Below are 17,465 nucleotides of genomic sequence, written 5' to 3'. Positions count from 1 at the left end.
CGGAAGACTGCGAAGAAGACTACTAAGCGGAAGACCGCAAGAAAGACTATCAAGCGGAAGACTGCGAAGAAGACTACTAAGCGGAAGACTGCGAAGAAGACTACTAAGCGGAAGACTGCGAAGAAGGCTACTAAGCGGAAGACTGCGAAGAAGACTACTAAGCGGAAGACTACTGCGAGGAAAACCGCCCGTAGAGGCGCCGCTCGGCGCACAGGTGGGCGTAAGAGATAGGCCGGAATGGGGATTAACTAGGACTGCGAGGTTCTGGAGGTCCAGAAGGCTTAGGTTCTCTGCTGGTAAAAGTGGGGAGTCGGTATATTGAAGGGGTGCCCGCTGGGATGCATGGCACCCCTTCGGTATCTGTGAGGGAGGCCTGTCGTTTGGTGTTACGCTATATGGGTGATGCCGGCACTAACCCACCACTCATCATTGGTGTGATCTAAAGATTAGGTGGCGGAGCGCTATGCACTTCCCCTCTTTGAGCCCTTATAAAGAGTTTAAGGCACTTCAATTTGATCGGCCTTTGGATGGTATTTTACGTATAACACTCAATAGACCGGACACGCTTGATTCTGTTTCGGTTGATATGCATAGGGAGCTATTGCAAGTTTGGCCCGTTGTTGGTGAAGATGAGAATAGCAGGGCATTGCTGGTTATCGGTGCCGGGAAGGCCTTTTCAGCGGGTGGCGATTTTGGTTTAGTGGAGTGGAGTGGAGCGCGGCGCGCTTTGATGCTCGTGCAAGAATATTCCAGGTAGCCACCATTTTTTGTATCCGTGGGCCTGCAGTGGGTGCCGGTCTGGCGGTAAATTTGCTTTGTGATATTTCTGTAACAAGTAGATCCTCCAAAATTATTGATGGGTGTACCTGTTTGGGCGTGGTTGTGGGCCACCACGCAGCAATCATTTGGCCATTATTGTGTGGAATGGCAAAGGCAAAGTATTATTTGATGCAATGTGAAACTATTGCGGGGGAGGAGGCGGAGCGGATAGGGCTTATTTCTCTCTGTGTTGAGGATGCTAAGCTCGAAGAAAAATCACTCGAGGTTGGCGCCAAACCTGCACATGGATCCGCTACGGCTATGCAATGAACTAAGCACACCATTGATAGCTGGTTGCGAATGGCGCGCCCCAAATTTGACTCGTCAACTGCCCTTGCGATGTTGGGCTTCTCCGGCCCAGATGTTCTAGAGGGTATAGCTTCACGTAAGGCAAAACGAGATCCTCAAAGTTCAACTGAGCCTTGGCTTGACAGGCAATTCTTTGGTTAATTGTTGTTGTGTAGAGCATTCGATTGCCAACCTTCCTCTGCGTTCTTCATTTTTCTTTCTAGGGAAAGGTTTTCTATAGGAGGTAGTGATTTGAGAAAAATGGCTATAGCCTCGCGGTCGCTCATGGTGAGTTGGCTGGTAGAGGTCTCGACAATCTCAGCCATCACCCCGGTGGTAACGTCTCCGTCAGGTAGAAAGCCTGTTTCGAGAAACCAAGATATGTCATCTTCATCCCAATGACCAATTCCGGACGTCGGGTCGGGAGTGATATTTGGGATATAGCTGTTCTCGGTTGGATGCTTGGCTCCCGAGTAAGCCTCTTTTTTGATAATCGCTCCTATAAAGTTTCTGGGGCTATGGCACTCGTGACAGTGTCCAAGAACTTCCACAAGATAACTCCCTCTGTTCCAGCGTAGTGATTCTTTGGGGTTAAAGTGGAAGGGTTTGTGTCGGAAAAATGTCTTTCTCCATAAACGGGGGACAAGAGAAAGGGAGAAAGGGAATTTAATTTGGTGTTTTCGGTTTACTGTTTTAGCTGTAGGTACGCTCTCCAAATATCTCCATAAATCCTCTATATCGGTTGTGGACATAGCGTTAAACGATGTGTATGGAAATACAGGGTAGTAATACTCTTCTTGCGGGGATACGCCTTGGGTCAGGGCATTACGAAAGTCCTCAAGATTCCATTGTCCAATCCCAGTAATAGGGTCGGCAGTGATGTTAGGGGTAAAAAATATGCCAAATTTGGTCGTAATTGGCCGTCCTCCTCCCAAAAGGGGACTGCCGTCCTTTACATCAGTATGACACGAAATGCAGTTGCTAGTCCGAGCTATGTAGGCTCCCCGAGCAATAGAGTTATCATCTTTCGTTATTTCGTTTGCAAATACATTCCCAGTAGTAAAACTATTGCAGGTAGCAAAAATTATGCCGCACACTATTAACTTGGGGAAATGAGGAATATATGTCGTTGCCCTCATATTCTCTAGGTGGGATTTACATCTTCTTCCTATAAGGTTCATGACATTTACCACATGATTTTCCCAGAGCTCCCAGAGCTGTACCAATTTCTTTAATATCATTGGAGCCCTGGATCACTTCTAAAAGTTGTCCAGCTCGCTCACTGGACTCTCTCAATGCCTTTTCGAAACCTGAACGATCCTCCCATATGGAACTCAATGCATTAGTTTTTCCGCCGTCTGTCCCGTCGGGAAACAGGTCGCCCGTCGTTGCTAACCCATTTACTATTCCTTGTGCATCAGAGATAAGGTTGCCTTGGAACGTTATTTTTCCTTTGGCCACAGCAGCTATGTTATTTATGTGGGCGCCAACTCCTTTCATCACATTCTGGCGGAATTTAATGATGTCTTTAGCCTCATCGGCCGCTTGCGGATTTGGTGAACCTGGTATGAACAGAACAAGTGCCAGAATTGTGCCAATTATTGAATTCTTTCTAGCCATGTTTCCCTCTTCTTAAGAAATGTCGTTCAATATTAAAGGCTGGATTCTCAATGATAATAGTTTGTATTGTTGGACTTAATTGTTGGTTACAGATTATAATTCACGCTCAAGGCATTGAAGGCGTTTAGATTAGGGTTTAGGTGCGGGTCCATGCAAGTTATTTTAGCTCAGCCTAGAGGCTTTTGCGCAGGAGTGGAGAGAGCTATTCGTATTGTTGAGGGTGCTCTCAAGTTGTACGGGGCACCCATTTATGTGCGACATGAAATCGTTCACAATCGGAGGGTCGTGGAGGAGCTTGGTGCTAAGGGGGCGATATTTGTTGATGAGCTATCGCAAGTACCAGCAGGTGCACATACAATTTTTAGCGCACACGGTGTTTCTGCTAGGGTTGAGGAAGATGCAAAAATACGCGGTCTTTCGGTTATTGATGCTACGTGCCCATTAGTTGAGAAGGTTCATAAGGAGGCTCAAAAATTTTCGGCCAAGGGGAGAAAGGTTATTCTAATTGGGCATAGAGGGCATCCCGAGGTGGAAGGCACTAGTGGTCGAGTAGAGGAGGGTGTGGTTTTGGTTTCTTCGGTTGAGGAGGTTGCCGCGCTGCCTCTAGATGAGTCTGGTGCATATGCGTACGTAACCCAAACGACTCTCAGCGTGGATGATACTAGAGAGATAATCAAAGAGTTGCATCGGCGGTTTAGTGATATTATCGGTCCAGACCTGAGGGATATTTGCTATGCAACTCAAAATAGACAGAATGCCGTTAGAGTGTTGGCTGAGCAATGTGATCTCATATTAGTAGTTGGAGACGAGACTAGTTCTAATTCCAACAGACTGCGTGATATAGGTCTGGAGATGTCGGTGCCCACTTACCTGATACATAATGCTGACTGTATCCAATCCACCTGGTTGGAGGGCATTGCTACGGTGGGTATCACGGCAGGGGCTTCAGCTCCCGAAAATTTGGTGCAAGAGGTTGTTATGTATCTCTGTAGGGCGAATCCCATTGATGTCCGAACGCTAGAGGGTATTGTTGAGCGAGTCGAATTTAAGTTGCCTTCAGAGTTGAGTGAACTTTAAGTTACGATGTAGTGAGTTGGTGGTTTTCTGAGGCCGTTTTAATCTAGAGGTGAGTGCCGCTGTTTGTGCTCACCTTTTGTGCAGGTTCCTCAATAATTATATTTTCCGCACTTTGATTGAGAGCAACTAGAGCCGTTTTTACGATGTCACTGGCCGAGATAGCAGCATCCGTATACATCTCTTTCGGTGTGCCATGAGAAATAAATCGGTCAGGCAATATCATGGGGCGGAGCTTAAGGCCTTTTTCAAGAAAGCCGTTAATTGCCAGAAAATGGGATACATGGCTTGCAAAGCCCCCTATTGCACCTTCCTCTACAGTAATAAGCACTTCATGGTTGGATGCCAGTTGTTTAATTAAGTCCTCGTCTAGGGGTTTCGCAAAACGAGCGTTCGCGACCGTCGAGCTCCATCCCCGGGTCGTCAATTCATCCGCGGCCATCAAACATTCCTGAAGCCTTCCCCCGAGGCATAGTATGGCTACATGTGACCCTTCTCGGTGGCATATACCTTTCCCAATTTGAAGGACTCTTCCTTTATCTGGTACTTCTACTCCCACTCCTTCGCCACGAGGATATCGAATTGCCACCGGGTAATCATTTATTGTCACCGCTGTAGCCACCATATCGGTTAGCTCGGCTTCGTCTGAGGCCGCCATGATACAGAAATTAGGAAGGGCGGATAAATAGGTTATGTCATATGAGCCCGCATGGGTCGGTCCGTCTGCTCCTACAAGGCCTGCCCGATCAATAGCAAATCGTACAGGTAGGGATTGTAGAGCTACGTCGTGCACTACTTGGTCATATGCACGTTGAAGAAAAGTGGAATAAATCGCAACAAAGGGCTTATAGCCCTGTGTGGCTAACCCGGCCGCAAACGTTACCGCATGTTGTTCGGCAATTCCCACATCGAAGGTCCGGTCTGGAAATACCTCGTTGAATTTATCAATACCAGTCCCGGATGGCATTGCGGCCGTAATGGCAATGATTTTTGGATCAATCTTGGCTTCCTTTATCAGGGAGTTCGAGAATACGGAAGTATAGCTAGGCGCATTACTTATTTTTTTCGGTTGATCACCAGTAACTACATTAAACTTGCCAACGCCATGAAATTTATCAGCGGCTTTTTCAGCTGGTGGGTATCCGTTCCCCTTGCGGGTGACGACGTGGATAAGAACTGGCCCGCCACTTTCGGCATCCCGGACATTGCGTAACACTGGAAGTAAATGGTCTATGTTATGCCCATCTATTGGTCCAACATAATAAAACCCTAGCTCCTCAAATAGTGTGCCCCCGGTAATCATGCCGCGTGCATATTCTTCGGCTTTTTGAAACCCTTTTGCTAGGGGCCGCGGAAATTTCATTGCGACTTGGGTGGCAACGTGTCGTAAGCTTCTGTACGATTTAGAGGAAATTAGGCGGGATAAGTATGCACTCATAGCCCCTACGGGTGGAGCTATGGACATGTCATTATCATTCAGTATGACAATGAGACGGTTTCCTAAGTGGCCAGCGTTATTCATAGCTTCGTATGCCATCCCTGCGCTCATGGCTCCATCGCCTATGACTGCAACAACGTTGTGGTCTTTATTATCTAGATCCCGGGCTACTGCCATTCCTAGCGTCGCTGATATGGAGGTAGAAGAGTGGGCTGCACCAAAAGGGTCGTAGGGGCTCTCACTACGTTTCGTGAAGCCGTAAAGTCCCCCCCATTTTCGTAAGGTGGCCATCTTGTTTCTCCGTCCAGTCAAAATTTTGTGAGGATAGGCTTGGTGGCCAACATCCCAAACTAAGAGGTCTTCGGGAGTGTTAAACACGTAGTGTAGTGCAATCGTCAATTCCACTACGCCCAGGCCAGCTCCAAGATGTCCTCCCGTCTGAGACACGACCTCTATTAGCTCGTCTCTAAGTTCATTGGACAATTGTTGGAGCTTCTTCTCTTCCAGGAGCCGGAGATCAGATGGTCTCGCAATTTGGTCTAGGAGCGGTTTGGATTTGTTGTTGGTAATAATAGGCCTCCAGAAACACAATTAATCAGACGTTTTGGTCTTGGTGAGCATATCAGTAATCTCAAAAACTTGCGACCTAGGTTTCTTTAAACTTTGCGCGCTAAACGCGACCTTTAGCAGTGTATTCAAGAAACTACTTGTGTTCGTTCCCGGAGTATATTTTAGTTTAATCGAGCGTTTCGAAATTTTTTCTACCCGCTTTGGTAAGTCGACATACCAGCCAGTCGGGCTTAAGTGGATTAGAAAACCAGGGCTCTGCCCAACCACGTTTAATACAGCTAGTGATAGTCCGCTTTTGGATTTTTGTCCCATTCTCATCAAATAGTGGAAGTTTTCCACCGGGTTGGCTAAGACCCCTAGAGAGCCAGCGTTTTTGGGTCTGGGTGGGCGGTGCCCCTTCTTGGGTACTACCCAATTCTTTGGTCTGGGTGGCAGCACGTGAATTATTTTTCATTGTGCCCTTCAAAGGGTTGGCTGTTGAGATAAGGTTCATACAAACTACACAGTAATAAAACTGAAATACACTACTTTGTGGAATTGGTATAAATTGTGGGTTAATGGCAGCGTTGCTGGCAGTATACGGTGGGGCAGCCTGTTCAGTTAACTCGAATGGATTTCGCGTTTCTTTGAGGGAATTTAGCTTAAATTCTTGGGATCCAATGTATTTTTTGCGCTATCTCCTAGAAAATTGATGGAAATAACTGTCAAGAAAATCAGCAATCCAGGCCATACAGCGGCCATTGGGGTCTCAAAAATCACATCCTGTGCGTTAGTTAGCATATTGCCCCATGTGGGGGTCGGCGGCTGAATTCCAAGTCCAAGAAAGCTTAAAACAGATTCTAATAATATAACGTTTCCCACAGTTAAGGTTGTTGCTACCAGGATGGGAGAGATCGAGTTAGGAAGAATATGTCCAAACATGACTCGTAGAGTGCTCGCTCCATGGCTTTTTGCTGCTAAAACGAATTCTTGTTCTCGTAGCGATATTACAGATGCGCGTGTTAGACGGGCAACAGTAGTCCAACCCACCAAGGAAATAATAAAAATTATGCGATAGAGGGCCGCTTCGGGGGCATTTCCCAGGCTTTGAGGTAGCCCAAGCTTTGTGAGGTCAGTAGCGGCTAATACTATTAGCAGCGGTAAAAGAGGAAGTGCGATGATGCTATCGGTAAATCTCATTAAGACTGAATCTATCCAGCCTCCGTAATAACCGGCGGAAACTCCAATGATTACCCCTATAAGAGCGGTCAACAGAGCACTTATCGTTCCTACGAGCAATGAAATACGTCCTGCATAGAGTAGACGTAGCAGTAAGTCTCTTCCAAGTTCATCGGTACCAAGAAGATGCCTTAGTGAAGGTCCCTTGTGGCGATTAAAGAGGTCTATCTTAGATGCTTCGCCAACCATAAGATGCTCGAGAAGGGGAGCCAACAAGCTTAGCCCTACTATGAGCGCTAATATAAGGCCACTGAATATTGTGAGAAGAAAGTCCCAATTGTTGAGCCTACGTTTTCCATGATTTTTACTGAGAAAAAGAGTCTTCAGCATGTCCTGGCTACCTTCGATCATAGCGAACTCTTGGGTCAAGCCGGGCATACAGCAGGTCTGCTATCAAGTTACTAAAAAGCACCAAAATGGTGGCAAAGAGAAGACCTACTAGGGCCATATTATAATCATTTCCCATAATTGAGTCGAATATAAGCTTCCCTGTTCCCAAGTATGAAAACATTGTCTCGGTGATTAATGCCCCAGAAAACAGGCCTCCAAAGCTGAGTGTTATCACGGTTATGACAGGCATCATTGCATTGGGGAGGGCATGGTGAATAATTATTTTTCTATTCCTTAGTCCCTTGGCGCGGGCTGTTCGGATATAGTCTTCTCGCAAAACCTCAATCATCGCTGCTCTCATATGTCTGGTTAATTGTCCAATTGTGGCGAGAGCAAGCGCGAGCACCGGCAACATTAAGTGTTTGATTCGGTCAAGAGTATCCGAACCTTGCTCATACATTGCCGATGCGGGCAGCACCCCAAGCCAGACCGAGAAAACGACTATTAGAAGTAGCCCAAGCCAAAAGATAGGAATAGATGTTCCCCCTAAGGCAATTAAATTTATTAAAAAATCTATGTGTGAACGTGGGCGGATGGCCGCCCATATACCCATGGGAATAGCAAAAGCTAATGCCAAAATTAGACTGCTTCCCATTAGTAGTAACGTATTAGAAAGGCGAGGGATTAAAATCTCAACAACGGGTTTGTTATGAATTCTCGAATAGCCAAATTCGGCTTTAGCGGCGGAATTTAACCATTTCCAATATCTATCAATGAGAGGCTGATCGAGGCCATAGCTAGCTTTAAGTCTAGCTGCATCTTCGGTAGTCAAGTTCGGGTCTGATTGAACCATAATATCGATTGGGTCGCCAGGCATGAGTCCTATAAGGGAATAAATAATAAAGGACATTGCTAGCAGTACGATGAAAGTTTGGCTTAGTCGACGTAGGAAATAGTAGGTCATAAAGCTGCCTGTTCTATGGCTTGTGTCCTGTTTGGTCTGATTTTTGTCTGAAGCGAAACATTATGGGTATTCGGAAAGAGTAGCAATTATTTAGGGTTTCAGATATTATATGTTAGCTTATAATAAGCTTGCTTATGATAAGCTAACACTCTATAAGCGAGCTTCCTAATATTTCTTATGGATTCAGGCTCATGCTATTTCCTGAGGAGCTCAAGCGGAGCTTTGGCTTTTTAATACATGATGTGTCTCGGCTGATGCGGATCAGCTTTGACCATCATGCCCGCGCTATCGGACTTACACGGGCTCAGTGGCGGGTCTTGGCTCACCTAAGCCGCAACGAGGGTGTAAAGCAATCTGAACTCGCTGATATTTTAGAAATAAAACCCATTACTTTAGCTCGTTTATTGGAGCGGTTGAGTACCGACGATTGGGTTGAGCGTCGGCCGGATCCAAATGACAAAAGAGCCAGGAGGTTATTTTTGACGGAGAAAGCGAAACCTATTCTCTCGGAGTTGAGGAAGGTTGCGCTGACTGTTAGGCGGGAGGCGTTGGATGGGTTGTCTGAAGACGATCAGGATAAATTAATTGAGCAGCTCCAGCTGGTGAAGAAAAATTTGTTGAAGGCTGGGAACGTATGAACATATTGAGATTAATCGGTTATGCTCTGGGTGTCTCCAGGAGATTAATTTTCTTCCTATTAAAGACTTCTTTGATGCTTTTAGGTCCCGTTGTGGTGTTCGTAGTTGGGGGCTATATATATGCAACAGGAGGTCGAATAGTAACTACGGACAACGCGTATATCAAAGCAGATAAAATTTTGATCAGCGCGGAGATCTCGGGTCCTCTAAGCGAAGTGCATGTTGGAGAAAATACACCGGTGGTTGGTGGCGACACTCTCATACGGATAGAAGATGACCCGTATCTCATTTCTGTTGCACGGACAAAAGCTGCTGTGGCCGTTGTTTCGCGAGATATTCGAGCCGCAAAAGCCCAGTATAGAGAGGAGATTGCCAGTAAAGAAGTAGCCCTTAAACAGGTTTCTTACTTAAGAGGAGAGCTCGACAGGCAGCAGTCGTTACTGGATAAAGGGGTTGTTTCAGCCGTTTCTGTTGATCATGCTCGTCATGAGTTGGAGATCGCTGAAAAATTATTGAGGCAAAGTGATGAACGGATATCACAGGCCTTGGCTCGTTTAGGTGATGATCCTGATTTACCAGTTGAGCAGCATCCTAAATATTTAGAAGCTTGGGCAGAAAAAGAGCGTGCTGAGTATGAACTAGATCGAACAAAAATTCTTGCTCCTACCAGCGGNACGGTGACCAATATAGGGTTGCAGGTTGGGGAATATGTNACTGCAGGGCAGCCTTTGTTTGGAATAGTGGGAAGTGGTGATGCCTGGGTAGATGCAAATTTAAAAGAAACTAAATTGACGCACGTTAAGGTGGGTCAGGCGGCTACTATAGAGGTGGACGCTTATCCCAATGTTGTTTGGAGGGCTTTAGTAAGCAGTATAGGGGCTGCGACCGGTTCGGAATTTTCTATCTTGCCAGCTCAAAATGCCACCGGCAATTGGGTTAAGGTGGTTCAGAGAGTGCCAGTGCGATTAATGTTCCTTGATAGTATTGAGGAACCTCCGTTAAGAGCAGGCATGAGCGTCATAGTCTCGATTGATACCGAGCATAAGCGGGAGGTCCCCGACTTTATAACTCGAGCGTTAGCACGCTTGGGAAAAGAAAATTTGACACCCTAAAACTGTATCGCGTTAGGGGAATGCGTAGTAACAAAAATGGCTAAAATTGTGGGTACAAATCTAAGTATGTTTGGGCGCAATTAGAAATGAATAGCTCAGGTCTCCTAAGTTCTGCTGCAGTTGGTCCTTCGGTCCGGAGGGGTTGGGTGATGGCGGCTGTTCTGCTCGCCACTATAATGCAAGTTATAGATATTACCATTGCTGCGGTAGCTATACCTCGAATGCAGGGTAACTTGTCGGCGACTCCNGATCAAATATCATGGGTTTTAACCTCTTATGTAGTAGCAACTGCAATAGTGACGCCAACAGTTGGTTGGATGNCCGCACAATTTGGCCGACGAAGGCTGATNCTGNTTTCGGTCGCGGGNTTCACGGCAGCCTCTATGGCATGTGGNCAGTCTTCTTCCTTGGAGGAATTAGTATTTTGGCGAATTTCCCAGGGGGCTATGGGCGCACCGATAATCCCCCTATCGCATGCCATTTTANTGGATGTTTTCCCCCGCAGTAGACACGGCTTTGCCATGGGTATGTGGTCAGTAGGCATGATGATTGGCCCNATAATTGGGCCTTCGTTGGGGGGCTATATTACCGAGATGCATGGGTGGCCTTGGATTTTTTATATCAATTTACCATTGGGAATATTGGCATTTATGGGAATCCGTGCCTTTGTNCCAGAAGTGGGCAAGAGCAAGAGACCATTTGATATTATTGGCTTTACTTCGCTTAGCGTAGGTGTCGCCGCTTTTCAGGTTATGTTAGATCGCGGAGAACATCTGGATTGGTTTTCCTCAACGGAAATCTTAATCGAGTTGGGCCTAGCTATTGGTTGTTTGTATGTCTTTATTGTTAATTCTTATTTGTCCAAGCACCCGTTTATAGATTTAACCTTGTTCCGAGATCGAAATTTTGCCGCGGGAGTCTGGTTTGTTTTCATATTTGGGCTCTTATTGTTAACAGGGATTGCATTGATGCCGCCCTTCCTTCAAAACCTGTTGGATTATCCCGTGATAACAAGCGGTAATGTGCTGATCCCACGAGGTGCCGGCGCTATGGCCGCTATGATGGTCAGTGCTAAGCTCTTAGANAAGATTGATGGGCGACGCTTAATAGTCGTTGGGCTCATCTTAATGGCCTATGCTATGTGGGAGCAGAGCCATTTTACGGTAAATGTTTCATTTTGGAGTATACAGTGGATAGGTGCAGTTCAAGGATTTGGGTTGGGACTAGTTTTTGTCCCAACTAATACTTTGACCTTTGCTACTTTGGCACCAGAGCAACGTACTGAGGCAACAGGTGTATTTAATTTAATTCGAAATATCGGGAGTAGTATTGGAGTCTCAATTGTTATTAGTCAATTGATACGTAATACTCAGATCAGTCACGAGGAAATAGCGGGACGTATTCATCCTTTTGACACTGGTTTACGGGCTTTATCTATGCCTGATTCTTGGGATATGGCCACGATTGATGGGATGATAGCTTTAAGCGCTGAAATTACCAGGCAGGCAAACACTATCGCATTTAATAATGATTTTAGGCTTTTAATGATAATTTCCCTCTTAAACATACCAATGGTTTTTTTATTTCGGGGGCCAAAAAAGACTTCTGCAGCTTAGAGTTCGTCTATTATGCCTGGCGGCTATGGTTGAGACGAAGGAGTGCTCGACATATAGCGCCATTCTTCAACCCATGTTGTCGTTGGTGCCATATGTCCGGTGGGTCGAACAAATTTCAGCCATTTAGGAAAAAAATACGCGTTAGCGCGAAAAAAGAGAGGAAGGGCAGGAAGGTCTTCTGCGTAAAGTCTTTGTAATTCTGCCCATAGTGTAAGACGCTTATCTAAATCAAGTTCGAGTTCCAAAGAGTCAATGAGGTCATCCATTCGTTTATTTGCATACCCTGGGTAATTTTGGCCAGACCACCCATTGTCAGAGGTCGGAATATTGTCGNATCGTAATGTAGTTCGGGGCAGAGATTCAGGTGCGCTTAGCCATGCATACATGGAGAGGCCTAGGTTTAGTCTATGCGCCATTGTGTCTCCAAAAAACACCCTTGCGGGCTCATTTCTGATTAATACACTGACGCCTATTTCCATCCACTGACTTTGCAAAACCTGCTGAACTAACTCACGAGATTTATTTCCTGCAGTGGTCATCAGGACGAATTGCAGTGGTTCACCTGCAGAATTGTGGCGTATCCCATCAATTATTTTAGACCACCCAGCGGCTTCCAAGAGTTCCCGAGCTTTTTCCGGATTAAATTTATAAATTGGGACAGAGTTGTCGTAGATTTGGTCCAAGGGGTTTATATTGGAATGAGCTACTGGTTGCCGCCCATCGAATAACTGAGCCACGAGAAGGTCTCTATCGAGGCCATATAAAAGTGCTTGCCGAACTCTACGATCAGCGAAGATAGGATTGTCCAAGTTAAAATCTAAATGTTCATAGATCAGCCCAGCCTTATAGAGAACATCATACTGATCTCCCTTGCGTCTTTCGAGCGCTAAGGCTTGTTCAATGCTGAACCCTAGTTCGCCCGCCACATAATCTATAGCGCCAGAAAGCAAATTGGCTTCCAGCGCTGCTGTGTTTTCTATAACACGAACAACAATTTTTGAAAAAAATGGTTTTTCCCCAAACCAAGTTGGGTTAGGTGCAAGAACTACCTCGGCTCCTTCCTGAATATGGATTATTCTATAGGGTCCAAAATATAGGCCCTTGTTCGTAGGGTTTACATCGTAAAGGGTGCGATAACGATATTCAGACGGCGTACTAAAGGATTCTTCTTCAAGATGAGCAGGGAGCAAATAAAAATTATTTAACGAGTTGTAGTCATAGGAGAGCCGGTCAATATGTAAAACAAATGTCTTTTCGTCAATTATGTCTACAGATAGTATCCGACGATATCCCTCAAGTGAGGCAAACCCGCTCTCATTATTTCTACCAGCTTCCCATGTGAAAATGGCATCTTTTGATGTGACTGGCGTTCCATCTCCCCAAGTCGCCTCGGGGTGAATAGTATATGTTAGTGCCACGCCAACTGTTCCGTCGCTAAGCGTTTCTATTTGGGCTAAGCCATTCTCCATGGTGGGTAAGGTGACACAAAGTAGGCAGACTAATTTCCAGTCTTGATCGTACGTGGTTATCGCCCGATTTGTCATATTAACGATGTAGGACTTAGCCAGCATCGAGTTAATACTAGGGTGAAAGGTAGATGGAAATTGGGTAATTCCTATTTTTAGATCGTCTTGTGCGGTAACNTCATCGCCTGATATGCAATAAACCATATACAAGAGAAACAAGCATAAAATTTGACGAATATGGCGATGTGAAACGCTCCAAAGTTCTTTGATTGGCGCTGCACTCACGATCCGTCCTCTATAGCACGTTTTAAGAAATCTAATCGATCTTGCCCCCAGAAGAGGTCATTTTTATAAATCCAAGTGGGGGTTCCGAAAACGTTTCGTTGTATAGCCTCTTCCGAATTTTCTTCATATTCTGCAAGTACTGCGGCTTCCCCAGATTTTTCAAATAATATTTTCCCATTCCACCCTAGCTTATCAGCAATTTCTACAAGGGTTGCAGAATCTGCAATATCTTTCTCTTCTGCCCAGTAAGCCCTCATATAGGCGTGTGCCAATTTTGATATCTCGCGGCCCGTTTGTTTGGCGCTAATTAGCATATGGGCGGCGGGAGTTGCATCAGCTGGGAAAAATTTTGGCTCTAGATTTAGAGGCATATCCAAATATTCTCTCCACCTCCGCAGTTCGTTGAGTCGATTCTTCTGAATTTGTGGTGGTCTTTGAAGGACGGGTTTTGTTCCTGTTAAGGCAAAGACGCGGGGTACTTCATAAGGCTTCCAATTGACTTCGAGGTTATATTTTCTAATTAACTTTTCGAATCTTGGCCCAGCTAAATAGGTCCAGGGGGATGGTACAGCAAAGTAATAATCTACAGAGTGGGACACAGAAACACCTCTCAGTTGGGGGTATGGTAGGAAAAACGAGAAATTTGGTAGCCTTTACAACAGAGATACTTTTTTGCAGTTTTTCTATATTGATTTGCCCAATTGCTCTTCTAGAATTTTGATTTGGTCAGTTGCATTGGGCATAGTTGGATAAATTTCGAGGGCTCTCTTGTATGCTTGGATGGCTTCGGCGGGACGTTCTTGTTTCTTTCGAATCATCCCTAGGCCCGATAGGGCGCCAAAGTGTCGGGGTTCAAGGGCCAAAGTACGTTCTATGTCATCAATAGACTTTTGCAGTTCACCCATTAACCANTAGAGAGTAGCGCGTTTGTTCCAGCCTTCTGCAAAGTCTGGTGCTTCTCTAATAACTGCATTGAATGCCTCTAGAGCGCCAGAGTAATCGCGAGCATTCATAGCCAAGATCCCTTGCCTCATGATTGTGTCAAGTTTCTCATCTTCTGATTCTAACCAGATGCTCCAAATACGACCTTCTACGGGCCTTGCTTCGGCCCAGTTTTGAGCATCATGCAGACGCACGAATAATGTGTCCAGCCGTGCATCTTTCTGGTTGGCTAACCCTAGTGATATGTGTTGCATCATCAGTGCTAGGATCAGCGCGAGGCTGAGAAATATCTTTGTAATTTTTGTACTAGTTTCCATTTGTTATCCGATGCGATAATCATTCNTTTTGAGTTATCANTAGTCAGGGACTCCTGCTGGTTTTGGCCCGCCTGTAGCCCAATCCAGTAACTCCACGGTGTGAACAACTGGTCTGTCTGATCCATTCTGAAGTTGGGTTATACAGCCAATATTGCCGGCAGCCACTATATCGCTCTCGGTTTTGGCTATGTTGGTCAACTTTCGTTGAAGCAATTGATCCGCGATTTTGGGTTGCAGTATATTGTAGGTCCCTGCCGACCCGCAGCAAAGATGGCCTTCAGGGACGTCAACCACATTATAACCACACTTTTGCAGCAATGCTTTTGGTTCGTCATGTAGTTTCTGTCCATGTTGCAACGAGCATGCTGAGTGATAAGTCACTGTGGCGGGGTTTGCCATGGTAGGGGAAATTTGGAGAGAGGAAAGTAACTGAGAAACATCCAGGCAGTGTCTGCTCACCAAAGCTGATTTCTCTGCCCAAGAAGGGTCGTGGCGAAATATATGTCCATAGTCCTTGATCATCGTTCCGCACCCTGAAGTATTGGTCACTATCGATTCTATGTTCCCTGCTTTGAGCTCACGATGCCAGGCGCCTATATTAGCCCGAGCGTATTCTAGTGCCTGGGTGGTTTTTCCCATATGGTAACTTAAAGCTCCGCAGCACCCGCTACCGCCAATGATTTTAGTTTGACAATTGTGTCGGGCTAGGACCCGGGTAGTAGCTGCATCTATATTGGGAGCGAGAACTCTTTGAACGCAGCCAGGCAACAACGCAACAGTTTTCTCTGAATTCGGTTTGTAGCCTGCTGTTGCTATGGGTGGGCAATCGTCGCCTTTTTTTTGGGTTTGGGGAATTAGGTTCCATAAACGGGACAAATTACGCGGTAGTAACAGAGAAATAGGCCTTACTATATTAGCAATACGCACCATCAGGCTGAATAATTTATGGTTCGGTAAAATGGTGGTAAGGCACCAGCGCAGCATTCTATGAGAGAATGGTCGACGGAATGTATGTTCTATGTGCTTTCTTGCCCGGTCGATGAGGTGCATATAATTTACACCGGATGGACAAGTGGTAACACATGATAGGCAAGAGAGACACCGGTCAATATGTTTGACAACTTTGGGTCCGGGCGCCCCTTCTTTTTGNAGCATCTCCTTGATAAGGAATATTCGCCCTCGTGGGCTGTCTAACTCGTCGCCTAAAAGGACATATGTCGGGCATGTTGCCGTACAGAAGCCACAGTGTACGCATTTTCTTAAGATGTCATTTGCGTGCTGAACGTCAGGATCATCTAGGTCCGTAAGTGAAAAAGTAGTCTCCAACTTAAACCTCCAGAATCGGGGCTAGATTCCCGTGTATACCCGGCCAGGATTAAAAATCGCGTTAGGATCGAAAGCTTGTTTTACTCGGTAGTTTAGTTGGAAGATTGGCTTGGGCAAGGGCTGAAATACTTCTGCTGATACGCTTAGGTCGTTGCCCTTCCTTATTACTAGGGCTTGACCACCTTCCTCAGCCACACCTGATCTTATGGCTGTATGCAATGCATCTGTCTCAAATTCAGATTCTATCCATATTAAACCACCGGCCCAGTCGTAGAACCAGGAAATATCAAACGTCTCGGACAGTGTTTGGGTAATAGAAGAAGCGTTAGATGGCGGTATTATTATTCGCCAGATAGTGGAATTGAGGTTTCCTACAAATGGGTGTAAATCGGCAATCTCTTTCCACAATATTACTGACCTGTGTCCATGTAATTCCTCGGTGGGACCGAAAGGTTGAAGGTATTGGAGCAACGTCTTAGTACGTTGAAGTACAGATGGGGATGGGCCTTCNATGCGAATTGCGCTGATTGAGGTACTGCTTTCGGAAACCAGGTCAACATTGGAGCGCTTTGCAATACGCATTGGAAGGTGCGCGAGAGCAGTAGGTTCCGTCGGCCCTGCCATGACCTTCTGAAAAATTGATAACGCAGATTGGTCTGAGAGCCCAGAGATCAGAATTGTACGCACCTTTTCGGATTTCGGGAGAACTTTGAAGGTTGTTTCCGTCAGAAGAGCGAGAGTTCCATAAGATCCGGCGATGAGTTTACATAAATCGTAACCCGTCACATTTTTAACTACCTTCCCACCAGCTTTGAAGATTTCAGCTCTGCCATTAACTGCNTGCATTCCCAGGAAGTGATCTCGNGCACCNCCNGCCCTAATCCGGCGTGGCCCCGATAGATTACAGGCTATTGTGCCTCCGAGCGTGGCCCTATCACTGTCTTCTCCGAAGAATGCTCCATAGTCGGGAGGTTCAAAAGCAAGTTCTTGCCCACGTTCTTCCAATGTCTCACGCACCTCTTTAAGAGTAGTGCCAGGTCTTGCGGTCAGCACCAATTCAGAGGGCTCATAGGTTACGATGCCCTTCAAATTTGATAAGTCGAGTGTGACATCAAGGTTGGTTGGCTGGCCTAGCAACTTCTTGGAGTTGTTACCTACGATTGCCATTGGGGTAGCGGAACTTAGCGCCCATTCCACGGTTTCTTTAACATCTGCAGGGCTAGAAGGATTAAGGGTGGAGCTCATTGATTCAATTTAGAATCGGGGTAGGTCTGGAAAAGGTATGTCTCCTTTGTGAACGTGCATATGCCCTAACTCCGAGCAACGATGCAACGTTGGGAACACTTTCCCCGGGTTAAGCAAGCTCTCAGGATCAAAGGCACATTTGACGCGCTGTTGTTGTTTTAGATCTATATCGTTGAACATTTTGCCCATAAGATCAC

General features: G+C 45.9%; 17 protein-coding genes and 1 pseudogene. 6 read left to right on the top strand and 12 right to left on the bottom strand.

Annotated features, from left to right (window positions below; all coding sequences use genetic code 11):
- Positions 1-231 (top strand): histidine biosynthesis protein HisIE (locus CMM32_11560; GenBank protein ID MBT07528.1); only part of this gene is annotated, 231 nt, incomplete at its 5' end.
- A 232-nt stretch (positions 232-463) separates the two neighbouring features.
- Positions 464-1,269: pseudogene (locus tag CMM32_11555) on the top strand (enoyl-CoA hydratase).
- On the opposite strand, the gene CMM32_11550 reads toward CMM32_11555, so the two are convergent.
- Positions 1,266-2,246: a hypothetical protein gene (locus tag CMM32_11550; protein MBT07527.1), complete on the bottom strand. Its 981-nt coding sequence runs from the start codon at positions 2,244-2,246 to the stop codon at positions 1,266-1,268. The pseudogene CMM32_11555 and the gene CMM32_11550 overlap by 4 nt on opposite strands.
- A 16-nt stretch (positions 2,247-2,262) precedes the next feature.
- Positions 2,263-2,727 (bottom strand): hypothetical protein, encoded by a 465-nt coding sequence (locus CMM32_11545; protein ID MBT07526.1) that lies wholly within the window; start codon positions 2,725-2,727, stop codon positions 2,263-2,265.
- A gap of 150 nt (positions 2,728-2,877) precedes the next feature.
- On the opposite strand from CMM32_11545, the gene CMM32_11540 reads away from it, so the two are divergent.
- The gene (locus CMM32_11540) at positions 2,878-3,804 is read left to right on the top strand and encodes a 4-hydroxy-3-methylbut-2-enyl diphosphate reductase (GenBank protein ID MBT07525.1); all 927 of its coding nucleotides are present in this window, start codon (positions 2,878-2,880) and stop codon (positions 3,802-3,804) included.
- Between the two features lie 43 nt (positions 3,805-3,847).
- Here the strand turns inward: CMM32_11540 and CMM32_11535 are convergent, their stop codons facing one another.
- The 4 genes from CMM32_11535 to CMM32_11520 form a co-directional block, all read right to left on the bottom strand.
- Complete coding sequence (locus CMM32_11535; protein MBT07524.1) at positions 3,848-5,812, bottom strand: 1-deoxy-D-xylulose-5-phosphate synthase; 1,965 nt, start codon at positions 5,810-5,812, stop codon at positions 3,848-3,850.
- A gap of 163 nt (positions 5,813-5,975) precedes the next feature.
- Positions 5,976-6,224, bottom strand: a complete 249-nt coding sequence (locus CMM32_11530; protein ID MBT07523.1) for a hypothetical protein — start codon at positions 6,222-6,224, stop codon at positions 5,976-5,978.
- A 221-nt stretch (positions 6,225-6,445) separates the two neighbouring features.
- On the bottom strand, positions 6,446-7,357 hold the full coding sequence (locus CMM32_11525) for an NAD synthetase (GenBank protein MBT07522.1): 912 nt from the start codon (positions 7,355-7,357) through the stop codon (positions 6,446-6,448).
- A 7-nt stretch (positions 7,358-7,364) separates the two neighbouring features.
- On the bottom strand, positions 7,365-8,321 hold the full coding sequence (locus CMM32_11520; GenBank protein ID MBT07521.1) for a diguanylate cyclase: 957 nt from the start codon (positions 8,319-8,321) through the stop codon (positions 7,365-7,367).
- Positions 8,322-8,512: 191 nt separating this feature from the next.
- On the opposite strand from CMM32_11520, the gene CMM32_11515 reads away from it, so the two are divergent.
- The 3 genes from CMM32_11515 (at position 8,513) to CMM32_11505 (ending at position 11,687) form a co-directional block, all read left to right on the top strand.
- A complete protein-coding gene (locus CMM32_11515) occupies positions 8,513-8,959 on the top strand; it encodes a MarR family transcriptional regulator (protein MBT07520.1) in 447 nt (148 codons plus the stop codon).
- Positions 8,956-10,071 (top strand): hypothetical protein, encoded by a 1,116-nt coding sequence (locus tag CMM32_11510; protein ID MBT07519.1) that lies wholly within the window; start codon positions 8,956-8,958, stop codon positions 10,069-10,071. Before CMM32_11515 ends, CMM32_11510 begins: the two co-directional genes overlap by 4 nt.
- Before the next feature lie 86 nt (positions 10,072-10,157).
- Positions 10,158-11,687, top strand: coding sequence for an EmrB/QacA family drug resistance transporter (locus CMM32_11505; protein MBT07518.1), 1,530 nt, complete (start codon positions 10,158-10,160; stop codon positions 11,685-11,687).
- Positions 11,688-11,710: 23 nt separating this feature from the next.
- On the opposite strand, the gene CMM32_11500 is transcribed toward CMM32_11505, so the two are convergent.
- The 6 genes from CMM32_11500 to CMM32_11475 form a co-directional block, all read right to left on the bottom strand.
- A complete protein-coding gene (locus CMM32_11500; protein ID MBT07517.1) occupies positions 11,711-13,357 on the bottom strand; it encodes a peptide ABC transporter in 1,647 nt (548 codons plus the stop codon).
- A gap of 77 nt (positions 13,358-13,434) precedes the next feature.
- Positions 13,435-14,052: a 2-hydroxychromene-2-carboxylate isomerase gene (locus tag CMM32_11495; GenBank protein MBT07516.1), complete on the bottom strand. Its 618-nt coding sequence runs from the start codon at positions 14,050-14,052 to the stop codon at positions 13,435-13,437.
- Positions 14,053-14,121: 69 nt separating this feature from the next.
- The gene (locus CMM32_11490) at positions 14,122-14,697 is read right to left on the bottom strand and encodes a hypothetical protein (protein ID MBT07515.1); all 576 of its coding nucleotides are present in this window, start codon (positions 14,695-14,697) and stop codon (positions 14,122-14,124) included.
- Between the two features lie 36 nt (positions 14,698-14,733).
- On the bottom strand, positions 14,734-16,023 hold the full coding sequence (locus CMM32_11485) for a glycolate oxidase iron-sulfur subunit (GenBank protein ID MBT07514.1): 1,290 nt from the start codon (positions 16,021-16,023) through the stop codon (positions 14,734-14,736).
- 21 nt (positions 16,024-16,044) lie between these two features.
- Positions 16,045-17,268, bottom strand: a complete 1,224-nt coding sequence (locus CMM32_11480) for a glycolate oxidase subunit GlcE (GenBank protein ID MBT07513.1) — start codon at positions 17,266-17,268, stop codon at positions 16,045-16,047.
- A 9-nt stretch (positions 17,269-17,277) separates the two neighbouring features.
- On the bottom strand, positions 17,278-17,465 hold a 188-nt coding region (locus CMM32_11475; GenBank protein MBT07512.1), incomplete at its 5' end, for an FAD-binding oxidoreductase.

Source organism: Rhodospirillaceae bacterium (assembly GCA_002728255.1).
In the GTDB taxonomy this organism is placed as follows: domain Bacteria; phylum Pseudomonadota; class Alphaproteobacteria; order UBA7887; family UBA7887.
The sequence above is the reverse complement of the archived record's forward strand: the minus strand, read 5'-3'. Positions and strand labels throughout refer to the sequence as shown.